Annotated in this window: 11 protein-coding genes; 3 read left to right on the forward strand and 8 right to left on the reverse strand. The window is 64.9% G+C overall.

Annotated elements, in window-relative coordinates; translation table 11 throughout:
- Positions 1-3: 3 nt before the first annotated feature.
- The 4 genes from ACVISU_RS06225 to ACVISU_RS06240 all read right to left on the reverse strand — a co-directional run bounded on the left by ACVISU_RS06225 (position 4) and on the right by ACVISU_RS06240 (position 5,501).
- Complete coding sequence (locus tag ACVISU_RS06225; protein WP_050405076.1) at positions 4-1,125, reverse strand: SMP-30/gluconolactonase/LRE family protein; 1,122 nt, start codon at positions 1,123-1,125, stop codon at positions 4-6.
- Positions 1,125-3,269 carry an ABC transporter permease gene (locus ACVISU_RS06230; protein ID WP_456706351.1) on the reverse strand — a complete coding sequence of 715 codons (2,145 nt, stop codon included), beginning with the start codon at positions 3,267-3,269 and terminating at the stop codon, positions 1,125-1,127. The genes ACVISU_RS06225 and ACVISU_RS06230 overlap by 1 nt, the downstream gene beginning before the upstream one ends.
- 105 nt (positions 3,270-3,374) lie before the next feature.
- Entirely contained in the window at positions 3,375-4,400 is a 1,026-nt protein-coding gene (locus ACVISU_RS06235) for a sugar ABC transporter substrate-binding protein (protein WP_456706352.1), read from the reverse strand.
- Positions 4,401-4,475: 75 nt separating this feature from the next.
- The gene (locus ACVISU_RS06240; RefSeq protein WP_244521899.1) at positions 4,476-5,501 is read right to left on the reverse strand and encodes an ABC transporter permease; all 1,026 of its coding nucleotides are present in this window, start codon (positions 5,499-5,501) and stop codon (positions 4,476-4,478) included.
- Between the two features lie 91 nt (positions 5,502-5,592).
- On the opposite strand from ACVISU_RS06240, the gene ACVISU_RS06245 reads away from it, so the two are divergent.
- The gene (locus tag ACVISU_RS06245) at positions 5,593-6,588 is read left to right on the forward strand and encodes a LysR family transcriptional regulator (protein WP_456706353.1); all 996 of its coding nucleotides are present in this window, start codon (positions 5,593-5,595) and stop codon (positions 6,586-6,588) included.
- Positions 6,589-6,599: 11 nt separating this feature from the next.
- Here the strand turns inward: ACVISU_RS06245 and ACVISU_RS06250 are convergent, their stop codons facing one another.
- Entirely contained in the window at positions 6,600-7,823 is a 1,224-nt protein-coding gene (locus tag ACVISU_RS06250; RefSeq protein ID WP_456706354.1) for an ABC transporter substrate-binding protein, read from the reverse strand.
- A gap of 59 nt (positions 7,824-7,882) precedes the next feature.
- Positions 7,883-10,039, reverse strand: coding sequence for an alpha/beta hydrolase fold domain-containing protein (locus ACVISU_RS06255; RefSeq protein WP_456706355.1), 2,157 nt, complete (start codon positions 10,037-10,039; stop codon positions 7,883-7,885).
- A gap of 64 nt (positions 10,040-10,103) precedes the next feature.
- Between ACVISU_RS06255 and ACVISU_RS06260 the strand changes: the two genes are divergently transcribed.
- Positions 10,104-10,787: a TetR/AcrR family transcriptional regulator gene (locus ACVISU_RS06260; protein ID WP_229194286.1), complete on the forward strand. Its 684-nt coding sequence runs from the start codon at positions 10,104-10,106 to the stop codon at positions 10,785-10,787.
- A gap of 10 nt (positions 10,788-10,797) precedes the next feature.
- Here ACVISU_RS06260 and ACVISU_RS06265 read toward each other — a convergent pair whose 3' ends face one another.
- The gene (locus ACVISU_RS06265) at positions 10,798-11,661 is read right to left on the reverse strand and encodes an SDR family NAD(P)-dependent oxidoreductase (RefSeq protein ID WP_456706356.1); all 864 of its coding nucleotides are present in this window, start codon (positions 11,659-11,661) and stop codon (positions 10,798-10,800) included.
- 4 nt (positions 11,662-11,665) lie between these two features.
- The gene (locus ACVISU_RS06270) at positions 11,666-12,223 is read right to left on the reverse strand and encodes a carboxymuconolactone decarboxylase family protein (protein ID WP_456706357.1); all 558 of its coding nucleotides are present in this window, start codon (positions 12,221-12,223) and stop codon (positions 11,666-11,668) included.
- A 215-nt stretch (positions 12,224-12,438) separates the two neighbouring features.
- Here ACVISU_RS06270 and ilvD point away from each other — a divergent pair, with 215 nt between their 5' ends.
- Positions 12,439-14,283 carry a dihydroxy-acid dehydratase gene (gene ilvD / locus ACVISU_RS06275; RefSeq protein WP_063695201.1) on the forward strand — a complete coding sequence of 615 codons (1,845 nt, stop codon included), beginning with the start codon at positions 12,439-12,441 and terminating at the stop codon, positions 14,281-14,283.
- Positions 14,284-14,398: the final 115 nt, after the last annotated feature.

The following is a 14,398-nucleotide window of genomic DNA, read 5'->3' on the forward strand; positions in this document are numbered from 1 at the left end:
CATTCATCGCAGCTCTCCCGTGTAGCGCAACAGCCGTCCGGCGCCGCGCGCCGCGATCACGATGCCCGACGGCGTCGCGCAGGCGGCGGTGATACCGTGGAAGCGACCGCCGGCGCGGCTGTGCAGGCTGTCGCTGGCCTCCCCCTCGGCGTCGAGATGCACCAGCAGGCCATAGGAGCGCGGCGGCGCCCAGGGCTTCTGGATGCCGAGCGCCTTTACCCCGCCGATCTGCATCGGCTCCAGGCAATCGCTGCCGCCGGCGAGCGCCGGCGCCACCCAGTATTCGGGCGGCATCGTCGCCATCATCTCCTCGCGGAAGTCGTCTTCCTTGAGCACGAACTCGATCAGATGCGTGCGGCGCGCAAACATGCCGAGCAGCACCCCGCCATGGCCGTCCGGATGCAGCCGTGCCGGATAGCCCGGCATGTTGGCGGCGATGGTCTCGCGCGGACCAAGCCCAGCGCCAGTTAGTGCGAACCGGCTGAGGCGATGCCCCCAGCTCTCGGTGAGCCACAGGCTCTTGCCGTCGGCCGAAACCATCACGCCGTAGGGATATGGCAGGTCGCGCAACAGCACCTGGGGATTGTCGAGGCCAGCACCGCAGCTGATCAGACGGCCACCGGCACGCTTCTCCATCAGGTCGTGCCGCCACTCGCTCGGGCGGCGGCCGGCGCTGCCTTCGACGGCGTAGATGCGGCCATCGGGTGCCGCCGTGACCGACAGCAGCCCGGCGAGCGCACCGCCGCCGGCGGCCTCCAGCCAGCGCGGCGCGGGCTTGGCGGGATCGATCGCGGCAAGCCCTCTGCCCGCGACGCAGACCAGAAGGCGGCCGTCCGGATGCAGCGCGAGCCCGCCGGCCTCATCCTCGAACTCGGCGATCACCGTGCGATTGGAGAAATCGGCGCCGCTGAGCTTCAGCACTTGACGGCCGGCGGAAACGAAGATCGCGCCGTCGCCGGCGGCGATGACGTCGTCGACGCCGGGTAGCGGCTCGCCGATCGGCATCGCCGTGTCGAGCCGGTCGTTCGGGCTCAGCGCGCCGTCGAGCGGCGGAATCGCGTTCTGGCCGCCGTCGCGGTCGATGACGCTGCGGATGTCGCGCAGCAGATGATCGAAAAATCCCATTACTTCGTCACCCTGCCTGTTACCCGACTCTTGGCGCCCCAATAGGCATCGTAGCCGGTCCAGCTGTCGTCGACGCCGTCGAGCTTGATGCGGCCGATGCGGTTGTTCTCGAGCCCGCCGAGATAGAGATAGCCCTGATGCTCGCGCATCGAGGTCAGGGTCGAGTGCGAGATGCCGGTCGGGTCCCACCACGACTCCAGCGCCTCGCCGCTCTCGTTGAACTTCAGCACGCAGCCATGGTTGAGCGCCGGCGCCAGCCACTCGTCGGTCGGCACCTGCTTGACCATGCGCAACCGGAAGCCGGGTTTTCGCGCCGCAAGGTCGAAGGTGGGCGTGCGGATGCCGACCAGCGCCAGCCAGTAGGTGCCGTCGGAGGCGCGGTTGATGTTGTCGGGGTTGCCCGGCAACTCGTCCATCAGCACTTCGGTCTTGCCCTTGTTCGGCCCCTCGATCCAGTGGCGGAAGATCTTGCATAACGAAGTCGACGCAATCAGGATCGACTTGCCGTCATGGGAGACGCAGATCCCGTTCGGGAAATAGAAGTGGTTGATCACCGTGCGCGTGGTCTTGGTCGCCGGATCGTAGCAGACGACGCGGCCGTTCGGCCGGCCCTCGAGGATGTCGAGGGTGTTGGTGGTCATCTCGTAGCGCGTGGTGCAGTCGCTGAAATAGATCTTGCCGTCGGGCGCGATGTCGAGATCGTCGGCCATGCGCAGGCGCGAGTCATCGTTCAGCTTGTACCAGGTGCGGTTGGTCTCGTCGGTGACCTTGAAGATGCGGCCATCGGGCGCGACGCCGTAGACGCCCATGCCGGCGACCGCGACGATCAGATTCTCGTCGCGATCGAACTGCATGCCGAGCGGCCGCCCGCCGATATGGGCGAACACCTCGCGGGTCTCGAAGTTCGGCCCGGAGAAGCGGATCACATTGCCGTCGCGGGTCGAGCCGTACAACCGGCCCTGACGGTCGAGGATGACATCCTCGGGTCCCTCGACCTGGTCGACGCCGATCGCCTGGGCGTTGATCAGCCGGTCGTTCTGCGCGTAGGGCGAGGCCGCGCCCGGCTGCACCGCGGGCGCCAAGGCCAGCGGCACGAAGGCCGGATTGACGTAGATCTTCTGGATCGCCTTGCCGCGGTTCTTTGACCATTTGACGTCGATGCCCACGGCCGCGAGCAGGATCATGCCGGTCACCGCCGAGGTGACGTAGCCCGGGATGCCCATCCGCACGAGACCATTGATCAGAAGGAAGATGATCAGCGCGCCGATCATCGCCCGCCACACCGTGCCCTTGCCGCCGGCCAGCGACACGCCGCCGAGCACCACGGCGGTCAGCGCCTGGAATTCCCAGCCCACGCCGGTGGTGGAATCCGTCGAAGCCTGGCGCGCGGCGTAGAAGATGCCACTCGCCGCGCACAGCGTGCCCGACAGCACATAGGTCATGAACAGCATCAGCCGGACGCGGATGCCGGCGTGGCGCGCTGCCTTGCGGCTGGCACCGATCGCGGTGAGATGCCAGCCATAGCGCGAGCGCGACAGGAAGATGTGGCAGATCAAAAGCACCACGAACAGCGTCGCGGCATTGACGGGAATGCCGAGCACGCTGCCGCCGCCGATGAAGTCCCAGGCGTCGCTCTCGACCGAATTGGTCGCGAACACCTGGGCGTAGCTGGTGTTGAGCAGATTGACCGAGGCGCGCAGGATGATCAGCGTCACCAGCGTGGTCAGGAACGGTCGCGTTTTCAGGAAGCCGATCAAAAACCCGTTGATGCTGCCGAGCAGCGCACCGACCAGAAGCGTCGCCGGCACGGCCAGGCCCACCGGCCATTCTCGCACCAGCAGGAAGTAGAGCGCCGCGAAATTGCACAGCGCGAAGATCGCGCCGACCGAAAGGTCGATGCCGCCGGTGACGAGGCAGAAGCCCATCGCCAGCGCGACGAAGCCGAATTCGGCGAACAGCCGCAGCAGCGACACCGAGTTCTGCACCGAGGCGTAATCGGGAATGGTGAGCGCGAAATACGCCCACAGCCCGATCATCACGGTGAAGGGAACGACCGGCTCGAACCACTGTTTCAGCAACAGCTCCGATAGCAGGAGCCGGGGTGAGAACCGCCGCACCGATGCGGAAAAGGAATCAACTGCCATCGACATCGCCAAAGCACTCCCTGATCCGGTTTCGACGTTTCCGGATTCTGACCCTTGATACAGCCGGCGCGGGAATGCCCCCCGCGCCGGCTGTCTCGCGCCTTGTTAGTTTTTCTTGGGTAGCGCGAAGCAGGTGCCGCCGAGCGAGGCGTTCGACTTATCGATCCAGATCGGCCGCGTGTAATAGGACAGGTTCTTCGTGCCGGGCTTGTCGCCGGACATCAGCAGCGTCTCGGCTGCAAACATCAGGTCGTGACCCTGCTCGGTCGCCTTGTAGCTGAGGAATTTGCTGAAATTGCCTGACGTGACCTGGTCGCAATCGAGCTGCGAGCCCTCGCCCGAGGCGAACACCTTGACATCGTCGATCTTGCCGGCATTGCGGATCGCCTGCGCGGCGCCCGACTCCATGATGCCCCAGAAGCCGATCGACGCGCAGAGATCGGGATGCTGCTGGATCACGGTGGCGGTGACGTTGAGCGCAGTGTTGGCATCCCAGTTCGCCGCCTGGTTCGAAACTACCTTGATGTTGGGATCCTTGTTCAAGACCTCCATGATGGCGCCGACCTGATCGACGCTGGCGGCTGCAGTCAATTCGCCCTGCACGATCTGCACCTTGCCGGACTTGCCGGAACCGGTGCCGCACGCCTTGACGGTTTCGTTCGCGAGCATCCGGCCGATCTCGCGCCAGTCGACGCCGACAAAGGCGCCGGACTTGTAGTTCGAGGCCATGTTGACCTGGATCACATGGGTGCCCTGGGCCTCGGCGCGCTTCAGATCCTTCATCAAGAGCGTCACGCTCGGATTCTGCACGATCAGGACATCGGGCTTCTGGTCGACCAGCGCGGTCAGCGCCTGCTGCATGGCGGACGGATTGTTGTTGGGGTCGCGCACGATGTATTTCATGCCGCGCCACTCGGCCTCTTCCTGCACCACGCGGCCCCACTCGTCGGAGAGCGGCACGCCGAGCGCGATCGGCAGGTAGGCGATGGTCTTGCCCTGCAGCGACTTGTCATAGGCGGCGCGCAGCTCGCGCCCGGCCTTGGTGCCTTCCTCCTGCGCCGATGCCGCAAACGGCATCGCGGCCACCGCCACCCCGGCAAGCAGCATCGTCCAGAACTTGATCGTCTTCATCGTCTCCTCCACACAAAATTCTTTTGATTGATTGGGTTTCTTTTTGATTGGCACGGCGCGCTCAGTCGCCTTGTTTCAGTCGCCTTGCCGCGCGGTCTCCTCGTCACGGGGGTGCAGCCAATTGTCGAGCACGATCGCGGCCAGCAGCACCACGCCCTTGATGATGTTCTGCACCTCGCTGTTGACGTCCATGATGGTGAAGGCGTTGAGCAGCGTGCCGATCAGGATGCAGCCCACCACGACGCTGAACACGCTGCCGCGGCCGCCGATCAGGCTGATGCCGCCGATTACGACCACCAGAACGACGTCGAAGATCATGGTCCCTTGCGTGATCGCCATCTGCATGCTGCCCGTGGTGCCGACCCAGACCAGCCCTGCAATCCAGGCGAGCAGCGCAACCAGCACGTGCTCCAGCACGATCAGCGGCCGCAACGGAATGCCGGTCAGCCGCGCGGCCTCCGGATTGTCGCCCTGCGCATAGATGAAGCGGCCGATCGAGGTACGTGACAGGAACAAGTGCATCGCGATCGCGCAGACCGCGAACACCAGGATCGGAACCGGTATGCCGAACAGCCGTCCGGCGCCGAGATACATCAGGCCCGGCGCGTCCTTCGGCGCGTAGACCACCCAGGCCGGCGCGATCCAGAACGCGAGGCCATAGATCACGAAGCCGGCGGCCAGCGTCACGAACAGCGCTGGAGCCTCCACAAAGGCGACCATGACGCCATTGACGACGCCGATCAGCACCGCGATGGCCAGCGCCAACAGCACTGCCGTGAAAACAGGCATGCCGTTCTGCATGTAGATCAGCGCGATCGCCCAGGAACCCGCCATGATCGCGACCTCGGACAGATCGATGCCGCGGCTGATCACGATCAGCCCCATGCCGAGGCCGAGCACGCCGAGGATGGAAATGCTGCGCAGCAGATTCAGGAGATTGGAGACGGTGGCAAAACCGTTCAGGGTCAGGCCGAACACGACCAGAAGCGCGATCGTGATCAGGAGCACGATCTGCTCCTGGCTCGGTTTTGCAAACATTGAGCCCGAGCGAGATGATGCCGCAGGGACAGCAACGCCGCGCGATGGCGATTGCACGCTCATCGTTTCCTCCAGGTATTATTTTGCTTGAGACTTTAAGAGTGCCAACTCATATTCGTCAAATGCATTCGACGGATACGGATTGATTATTTCCATGCATGTACGCGACATCGATCTGAACCTGTTCGTCGTGTTCGACGCGATTTACACCGAGGGCGGGGTCAGCCGCGCCTGCTTCCGCCTCAACCTGACCCAGCCCGCTGTGAGCCATGCGCTGAGCCGGCTGCGCGCAATGTTCGACGATCCGCTGTTCGTGCGCCGGCATCACGTGATGACGCCGACCCCGCTGGCGCGCCAGATCATCACCACCGTGCGTCAGGCGCTCAACGGCCTCGAGACGACGCTGACCCACACCAACCGCTTCGATCCGGCGAAGACGCCAAAGCGGTTCGTGATCGGACTGCGCAACAATCTGGAAGCGCCGATGCTGAGCGCGCTGATCAACCGGATCAGCGCGGTCGCGCCGCTGGTCGAGATCGCCACCGTTCGCAGCGAGCGCAACAATCTGGAGCGCGAGCTTGCCGCCGGCACGCTGGACGTCGCGATCGATACGCTGCTGCCGCTCTCGACCGAGGTACGGCGCGAGCAGATCCTGACCGAACATATCGCGGTGTTCGCCCGGCGCGACCATCCCGAGCTCCGTACCCGGCTCGACAAGAAGGCCTATCTGCGCATGGAGCATGTCTGCGTGACGTCGCGGCGCAGCGGCGTGTCATTCGAGGACTTCCAGCTCCAGCGGCTAGGCCTGACGCGCACCGTGCGCCTGACCTGCCAGAATTTCGCGACCGCCTGCCATGTCGTGAGCCGCAGCAACATGCTGCTGACGGCGTCGGAGAGCGCCGCCTCGGTGCTGGAGGATCCCGGGCTGTTGCAGTGCTTCCCCTGCCCGTTCCCGATCAGCCCGCACGTCAACTATCTCTATTGGCATGCCACCGCCGAGGGCGACACCACCAATCAGTGGCTGCGCGAGCAGCTGCGCGCCGCGGCAGTGCTGCTCGCAGGCAGCCGCTTCAGCAAGAAGAACCGCCGCGCGGCCAAGGTGCGGCCGAAGGTGGGAGTTCCGATGCCGACCAGTCTCGCCGCTGAATAGCAGCGGTATTCTTATTGATTCACCAGCCGGCACTTAGACGTGGACAATGGCTGAAAGGCTTCAGCCGCCGGGATGGTCTCCCCCACTGTATAATAGTCCCATTTCTGCTTGACGTCGGCCGGCGCCTTCACCTTGACGAGATACATGTCGTGGATCATGCGGCCGTCCGCGCGGATCCTGCCGTTGCGCGCGAACATATCGTCGATCGGCATCGACTTGAGTCGCTGCATCACAGCTGCCGCGTCGTCGGTCTTAACCGCCTGTACGGCCTTCAGGTAATTGGTCACAGCGGAATAGGCACCGGCCTGCACGAAGTTTGGCATCTTCCCGACCTTGGCAAAGAAGCGCCGGCTCCATTGCCTCGAGCGGTCGTCGAGGTCCCAGTAGAACGGTTCGACCAGCAGCATACCCTGCGTCGCCGCCGCGCCCAGCGCGTTGACCTCGGTGATCGTACCGACCAACGGCACGACGGTCTGGCCCGGCGTTATGTTGAAATCCTTCGCAGCCGTGATGGAGTTCAGGAGATCGGCGCCGGCGTTGGCGAATCCGATCACCTTGGCCTTCGAGGCTTGGGCCTGCAGCAGGAAGGACGACAGGTCAGTGGTGCTGATCGGGTGATAGACCGTGCCGACCACTGTGCCGCCGGCGCGCGTGATGGCTTCCGAGGCTTCCGCCACCAGGGATTTCCCCAGTGCGTAGTCGACGGCGACGAAATACCAGGTCCCCAGGCCCAGCGACTTCACCAACCGCGCCTGTCCGTTGGTGAACGAATAAGTGTCCCAAGTATAGCTGATCGTGTTGGGCGAGCACTGCTCATTGGTGAGCCGCATTGAGCCGGAGCCGGTGACGATCAGCATGCGGTTTTTGGTTTCCGCGACGCTCGACACCGCCAGCGCGACACCGGAATTGATGACGTCGGTGATCAGGTCGACGCCGCCGGTATCGTACCATTGCCGCGCGATGCCGGTGGCGACATCCGGCTTGTTCTGGTGATCCGCGGAGATCAGCTCCACCTTGAACGGCGGCTTCTCCTGCTCGACGAAATCGTCGATCGCCATCTGCGCGGCCGCAACTGCACCCGCACCGGCGAGGTCGGAAAACACGCCGCCCATGTCGGTGAGAACGCCGATCTTGACGGTGCCGCCGGAAACCCCCGGCGTCTCCGCCAATGCACCCGTGCATCCTGCGGCCAGCATTGCGGCAACCAGCCACGCAATCAAATTCCGAATCCTCATGACAACCTCCCCATTCTGACGCGGCTTCGGCGCGCTTGTCTCGTGTGTGGCGACGCGAATTATTCGGCGGCCGCCGACTTCATGTCATTGCGACGCAGATTGCGCCGGGCCCAGACGGCGACCTCCTGCATCGTCGCCTGTGTTTCCGGGAGGAACGGGAAGATCGGATAGACGTGGACCGAATCCTCGACGATCCGCAACGTCACATCGACACCGGCCCTTTCGGCGCGCTCGGCCAGCCGCGTGGCATCGCTGAGCAGCACTTCGCCCTGGCTTGCGGTGACGAACAGCGGTGGCAGCCCGGTCAGATCGCCGAACAGCGGCGACACCAGCGGGTCGGTCGGCTCATGGCCCTGGAAATACGACGCACCCATGAAGGTGAGCAGGTCGCGGTTGGCGGCGGGATCGTCGCCGTTGAAAGCACGAATCGTCGGGCCTGACAGGGTCAGGTCGGCGAATGGCGCCACCGAGAGGATCGCCGCCGGCAACGGGTCGCCCGCGTTTCGGAGCGCCAGGACGAGCGCAACGGCCATGCCGCCGCCCGCGGACTCGCCGGAGACCAAAATCGAGCTTGCAGTGACGCCACGCGCCAGCAATGCGCGATAGGCCGCCACCGCATCGTCGATCGCGGCGGGATAGGGATGCTCCGGCGCGAGCCGGTAGTCCACCGTGTAACAGGCACCATCTACCGCCGCGGCAAGACGGCTTGCGTATTCCAGCGAGCCCTTGGCGGAGCCGATCAAATAACCCCCGCCGTGGAAATGCAGCACGACATTGCCGCGTGGCGCCTTCGGCGCCGCGACGCGCCAGGCCTTGACGTCACCCAGTTCGTCCTCCACCGCAGTGGTGTCCGCGGGCAGCGGAAAGTTCGTGGTGAGGAAGCGGTCATAGGCCTCGCGCAATCCGTCATGTCCGCGCGCCACATCTTCAGGCCGAAAGGCGAATTTCCAGAGATCGAAGGCGCGCTGGCCCTCGGGACGGCGCAAGCGCTTGCCTTCGCGCAGGCCCGTGACATTGAGCACCTCGCCGGGCGCCCCCTCCGTGGCTTTCACGACATCATAATCCCACGCGAGGCCCCAGCTGGTCTCGGCGAGCGGATCGATGCGCGCCATGCCCTTCCAGCGGCCGTTGCGATCCCGTATGCGGTTGGCCTCGGTCTCATGCATCAGCTTGACCACGGCGCGCGCGCCGGCCTGGATGCGCGTGGTGCGCGGCAGCCGCCGCTGCTCATATTCCCTCAGCGCGCCCGGCACATCGTCCTGCCGACGCGACAGCACGCGCGCAAGGGTCCAGGCGTCCTCGATGCTCTGGCCGGCGCCCGCGGCAAGAAACGGCACCATCGGATGGGCTGCATCGCCAAGCAGAGTGATGCGGCCGGAGCTCCAGCTGTCGATCGGATCGCGATAATACATGCCGGTGATGAAGGCGCTCCGACACTGCTCGAGCATTTTGCGTGCGCGCGGCTCGGCGTCCTCGAAGGAGCGCAGCATCTCGGAAGTGTCGCCGCTCTCGTCCCAGGATTCGCGAGTCACCTCTTGCGCGGGTACCGAGGCGAGGATGCTGTAGAGATTTTTCGGCCGCACCCAATAGGTGATCAGCGTCCGGCCGGGGCCGAACCAGTAATTGCCGCGCTCCTCCAGATTGAGCCCTTCGAGACGCTCTGCTGGAATCAGCGAACGCCACATCAGGATGTTGGCAAAGTGCTTCTGCTCCGGTCCCCGCAAATGCTGGCGTACCACCGAATGTATGCCGTCGCAGCCGACCAGCACGTCGCCGCGCACGATCTCGCCATTCGCAAGCTTCGCCTCGACGCCGCCCGCGTCCTGTGACACCGCCACGCAGCGGGCGCCGAGCCGCTTGGATTCCGCCGGCACCGCATCGGACAGAATCTGCACCAAATCCGCGCGATGGATGTTGTACATCGGCGCCCCGTAGCGCCTCGCGGCCTCATCGCCCAGCGGAGCCTGGTACATCATCTTGCCGGAGCGCAGGTCGCGATAGTCATAAGACTGCGGCTTCACGCCGACGCTGCGGATCGCGGTTTCGAGCCCGAGCTCGCGCAGCACGATCGCTGCGTTGGCGGCGATCTGGATGCCGGCCCCGATCTCGCTCAGCCCTTTGGCCTGCTCCAGCACAAGCGCGTCAACGCCTTGATGACGCAGCGCAATCGCAGTAGTCAATCCGCCGATACCGCCACCCGCAATGAGCACCCGCATGGTTTGTCTCCGCCCTATAGTCGAATTAAGTGATTTCGCTTAAATTAGGTCAGGATCAGTTCGCATGTCAAGCAGGCGAAGAACCACGCGCGCGAGTTCGGAAGAAACGCGGAACCAGATCAAGGCCGCGGCACAATTGCTGTTTGCCCGGCACGGTGTCGACGCGGTCACCGTGCAGCAGATCGTCGATGCCGGTGGGCAGCGTAACAACGCAGCCCTGCACTACCATTTCGGCTCCAAGGAGGAATTGATCCGCCAGATGGTGGTCGACGGCGCCACGGTGCTCGACGGGCGTCGACGCGAGATGCTGGACGAGATCGAGGCGCGCGGGGGCCCCAAAAGCATCAGGGAGGTGCTGCTGGTGCTGGTCATGCCCGTCATCGAACTCGGCGAGGACGAACGTTGGCACGGATATATCCGCTTCACCACGAACCTGCAGGCCTCAGATCCGAAGGCGTTGCGCGACGCGCTCAACGGCCGTTGGAATGCGAGCTATGTCGCGTGCTTCAACTACCTGAAGACGATGCTCCGTCTGCCGGCGCCGATCGTGGAACAGCGCCTTTCAATTTTCGCGATCTACGCCAACGCGATCCTGTCGGCGCACGAAGCCGCCGTCGAGTCGCGCAACACCAAGAGCAGCCGTCTTTGGGGGCAACCGTTCACGATCGAGAATATCCTCGATACGCTTGAGGCTACGCTCACCTGCCCGCTCTCGCAGGGCACCTCGTCGAAGCTGCCGGCAGGCTAAGGCGCGCCGGTTACATCCCACTCAAGCCGCTGTCGACCGCAAGCGTCTGCGCGGTGACGTAGACGCTTTCGTCCGACATGAAGAACAGCACCGCATAGGCGATCTCCCACGCCGTCGCCTGGCGGCCGAACGGAACATGGCTCTTGCCGCGCGACGGCCGTCCCGCGCCGGCCTCGCGGCCGTTCGGCGTGTCGACCAGCCCTGGATAGACCAGGTTGGCGCGGATGCCGCGCCGCGCGCCGCTATGCGCGATGTTGCGCATCAGGCCGCCGAGCGCGGCCTTGGAGGAATCATAGACCGCCATCTGCGATCCCGCCTTCAGCGCCGCGATCGAGGAAATGAACACGATCGAGCCGCCGTCTTCGAATTTCGGCAGGGCGGCGCGACAGCACAGCATCGGGCCGCGCACATTGACCTCGTAGATCCTGTTCCATTCCTCGGCGCTGACATTGTCGAGCCCGGTCTTGCCGAAGGTGCCGACGTTCAGCACCATGCCGTCGAGCCCGCCCATGGCCTGATGAGCTTCATCAATCATCCTGATGACGTCGGCCTCCCTGGTGACGTCGGCGGCGATCGCGAAGCCGCGGCCGCCGTCGGCGGCGATGCGCGCCACCGTGTCCTCGGCGGAGCCGCGGTTGAGATCGGCGACGGCGACATGCGCGCCCTCGCGCGCGAACAACAGGCTCATGGCGCGGCCGTTGCCGATCGGGTCGGTCGCGGCATCGAAGACGCGCTGACCGCCGCCGACCACCAGGATGCGGCGGCTGTTGAGGCGTCCCCTGCCCGGCGCGGTACCCGACGATTCCGCGCTCAACGGGCGAACATAGCGCTCGGGCTTGGAGTCTTGCGAACTCCCTTGCGAGGTCTCCGACATCTCATCAACCCCGCTTCTTGCCGCCTTCGAACACGGCCATGCCGGCGGCCGGATCGAGATCGGTCTCGGTCGCCTCCGTCAGCCGCGCCATCATCATGTAGAAGCCGAGCGTGACGATCGCCTCGACGATCTCCTGGTCGCTGAAATGCTCGCGCATGGCGTCGAAGGCAGCATCGCCGACCCGGACCTTCTCGACCACCTCGCGGCCGAAGCCAAGCAGCGCGCGCTCGGCAGCGTCGAGCGCAGCGTCGTCGTAATTGCCGCGCTCGACGGCATCGATCTGCGCCTGCGTCACGCCGACGCCGAGCGCGATCGGCACGTGCTGGCGCCATTCATAGGCACCGCCCTCGAGCTGCGCCGCCTGCAGGATCAAGAGCTCGCGATTGACCGCCGACAGCTTCTGTTTGTGCAGGATCGAATTGCCAAGCCGCATCGCCGGGATCATGTTGGCCTCGGCATGAGCCATCATGCGGAAGATGTTGAGCTTGACCGGCATGCGGTCGAACGAGGCACGGATGTCTCCGCTCGTGGTCTCCGGATCAATCAAAGGCAGCCTTGCCACGCGTCTCTCCCTTTTTTGCTTGTTCGTTGTTCTTGCTGTCCGTGCGTCCACCTAATGCACCGGGCCGACCGAGATCAAGCCGGCCGCCCGGCATTGCCCGAATTGCGGGGTTCAGCCATGCGGTTCCGCGCTTGAATCGACGCGCTCGGGCGGGCATAAGGGCTGCCATCTCCTTAAAAAATGGCCATCGCCCAAGGATTTGAGAAGGATTTACGATGCCCGCCTATCGCTCCCGCACAACCACCCACGGCCGCAACATGGCGGGTGCACGCGGCCTCTGGCGCGCCACCGGCATGAAGAACGAGGATTTCGGCAAGCCGATCATCGCGGTGGTCAATTCCTTCACCCAGTTCGTGCCCGGCCATGTCCATCTGCAGAATCTCGGCCAGCTCGTCGCGCGCGAGATCGAGAAGGCCGGCGGAGTGGCAAAAGAGTTCAACACCATCGCGGTCGACGACGGCATCGCGATGGGCCATGACGGCATGCTGTACAGCCTGCCCTCGCGCGAGCTGATCGCCGACAGCGTCGAATACATGGTCAACGCGCATTGCGCCGACGCGATGGTCTGCATCTCCAACTGCGACAAGATCACGCCCGGCATGCTGATGGCGACGCTGCGCCTCAACATCCCGACCGTGTTCGTCTCGGGCGGCCCGATGGAATCCGGCAAGATCCTGCTCAAGGGCAAGAAGCGCGCGGTCGACCTGATCGACGCGATGGTTGCCGCGGCCGACTCCAACGTGTCGGACGAAGAGGTCGAGGTGATCGAGCGCTCGGCCTGTCCGACCTGCGGCTCCTGCTCCGGCATGTTCACCGCCAACTCGATGAACTGCCTGACCGAGGCTCTCGGCCTCGCGCTGCCTGGCAACGGCTCGGTGCTGGCGACCCATGCCGACCGCAAGAGCCTGTTCGTCGAGGCCGGCCATCTGATCGTCGACCTCGCCCGCCGCTATTACGAGCAGGACGACGCCAAGGTGCTGCCGCGCAACATCGCGAACTTCAAGTCGTTCGAGAACGCGATGACGCTCGACATCGCAATGGGCGGCTCGACCAACACCGTGCTGCACCTGCTCGCCGCCGCGCGCGAGGGCGAAGTGCCGTTCACGATGGCCGACATCGACCGCCTGTCGCGCAAGGTGCCGGTGCTGTGCAAGGTCGCGCCCTCGGTGCAGGATGTCCACATGGAGGACGTGCATCACGCCGGCGGCATCATGGCGATCCTCGGCGAGCTCGACCGCGCCAAACTGCTCACGACCGACGGGCCGACCGTGCATGCCGCAACGCTCGATGACGCGCTGAACCGCTGGGACGTGGTGCGGACCACGAGCGACAAGGTGCGCAACTTCTACCGCGCCGCGCCCGGCGGCGTGCCGACCCAGGAAGCCTTCAGCCAGGACCGCCGCTTCGACGAGGTCGATCTCGATCGCGCCGAGGGCGTCATCCGCAACGCCGAGCACGCCTATTCCAAGGACGGCGGCCTCGCCGTGCTGTTCGGCAACCTCGCCGAGGACGGCTGCATCGTGAAGACCGCTGGCGTCGACCAGAGCATTCTGAAGTTCTCCGGTCCGGCTCGCATCTTCGAGAGCCAGGACGCCTCGGTCGACGCCATCCTGACCAACAAGGTCAAGGCCGGCGATGTCGTGCTGATCCGCTATGAAGGTCCGCGCGGCGGCCCGGGCATGCAGGAGATGCTCTATCCGACCAGCTATCTGAAGTCGAAGGGCCTCGGAAAGGCCTGCGCGCTGATCACCGACGGCCGCTTCTCGGGCGGCTCGTCCGGCCTTTCGATCGGCCACGTCTCGCCGGAAGCCGCCGAAGGCGGCCTGATCGGCCTCGTCGAGGAAGGCGATATCATCGAGTTCGACATCCCGAACCGCAAGGTCAACCTCAAGGTCGACGATGCCGAGCTGAAGCGCCGCCGCGCGGCGATGGAGGCCAAGGGCAATGCGGCGTGGAAGCCGGCCGCGCCACGCAAGCGTGCTGTCTCGACCGCGCTGAAGGCCTATGCAGCGTTCGCAAGCAGCGCGGCGAAGGGCGCGGTGCGCATCCTGCCGGAGTGATCAGCAGCGAGCTGAGCTCGACGATTCACCGCAGAGGAGCGAGGTGGCTCCTCTTGCGTCATTGCGAGCGCAGCGAAGCAATCCATCTGTCCGCACATGCGGAATCGTGGATTGC

The sequence above is a fragment of the Bradyrhizobium sp. USDA 4452 genome (assembly GCF_054063575.1).

Coding starts and splice junctions, on each gene's coding strand:
- ACVISU_RS06225 (WP_050405076.1), bottom strand. CDS start 1,125: ATGGGATTTTTCGATCATCTGCTGCGCGACATCCGCAGCGTCATCGAC.
- ACVISU_RS06230 (WP_456706351.1), bottom strand. CDS start 3,269: ATGGCAGTTGATTCCTTTTCCGCATCGGTGCGGCGGTTCTCACCCCGG.
- ACVISU_RS06235 (WP_456706352.1), bottom strand. CDS start 4,400: ATGAAGACGATCAAGTTCTGGACGATGCTGCTTGCCGGGGTGGCGGTG.
- ACVISU_RS06240 (WP_244521899.1), bottom strand. CDS start 5,501: ATGAGCGTGCAATCGCCATCGCGCGGCGTTGCTGTCCCTGCGGCATCA.
- ACVISU_RS06245 (WP_456706353.1), top strand. CDS start 5,593: ATGCATGTACGCGACATCGATCTGAACCTGTTCGTCGTGTTCGACGCG.
- ACVISU_RS06250 (WP_456706354.1), bottom strand. CDS start 7,823: ATGAGGATTCGGAATTTGATTGCGTGGCTGGTTGCCGCAATGCTGGCC.
- ACVISU_RS06255 (WP_456706355.1), bottom strand. CDS start 10,039: ATGCGGGTGCTCATTGCGGGTGGCGGTATCGGCGGATTGACTACTGCG.
- ACVISU_RS06260 (WP_229194286.1), top strand. CDS start 10,104: ATGTCAAGCAGGCGAAGAACCACGCGCGCGAGTTCGGAAGAAACGCGG.
- ACVISU_RS06265 (WP_456706356.1), bottom strand. CDS start 11,661: ATGTCGGAGACCTCGCAAGGGAGTTCGCAAGACTCCAAGCCCGAGCGC.
- ilvD (WP_063695201.1), top strand. CDS start 12,439: ATGCCCGCCTATCGCTCCCGCACAACCACCCACGGCCGCAACATGGCG.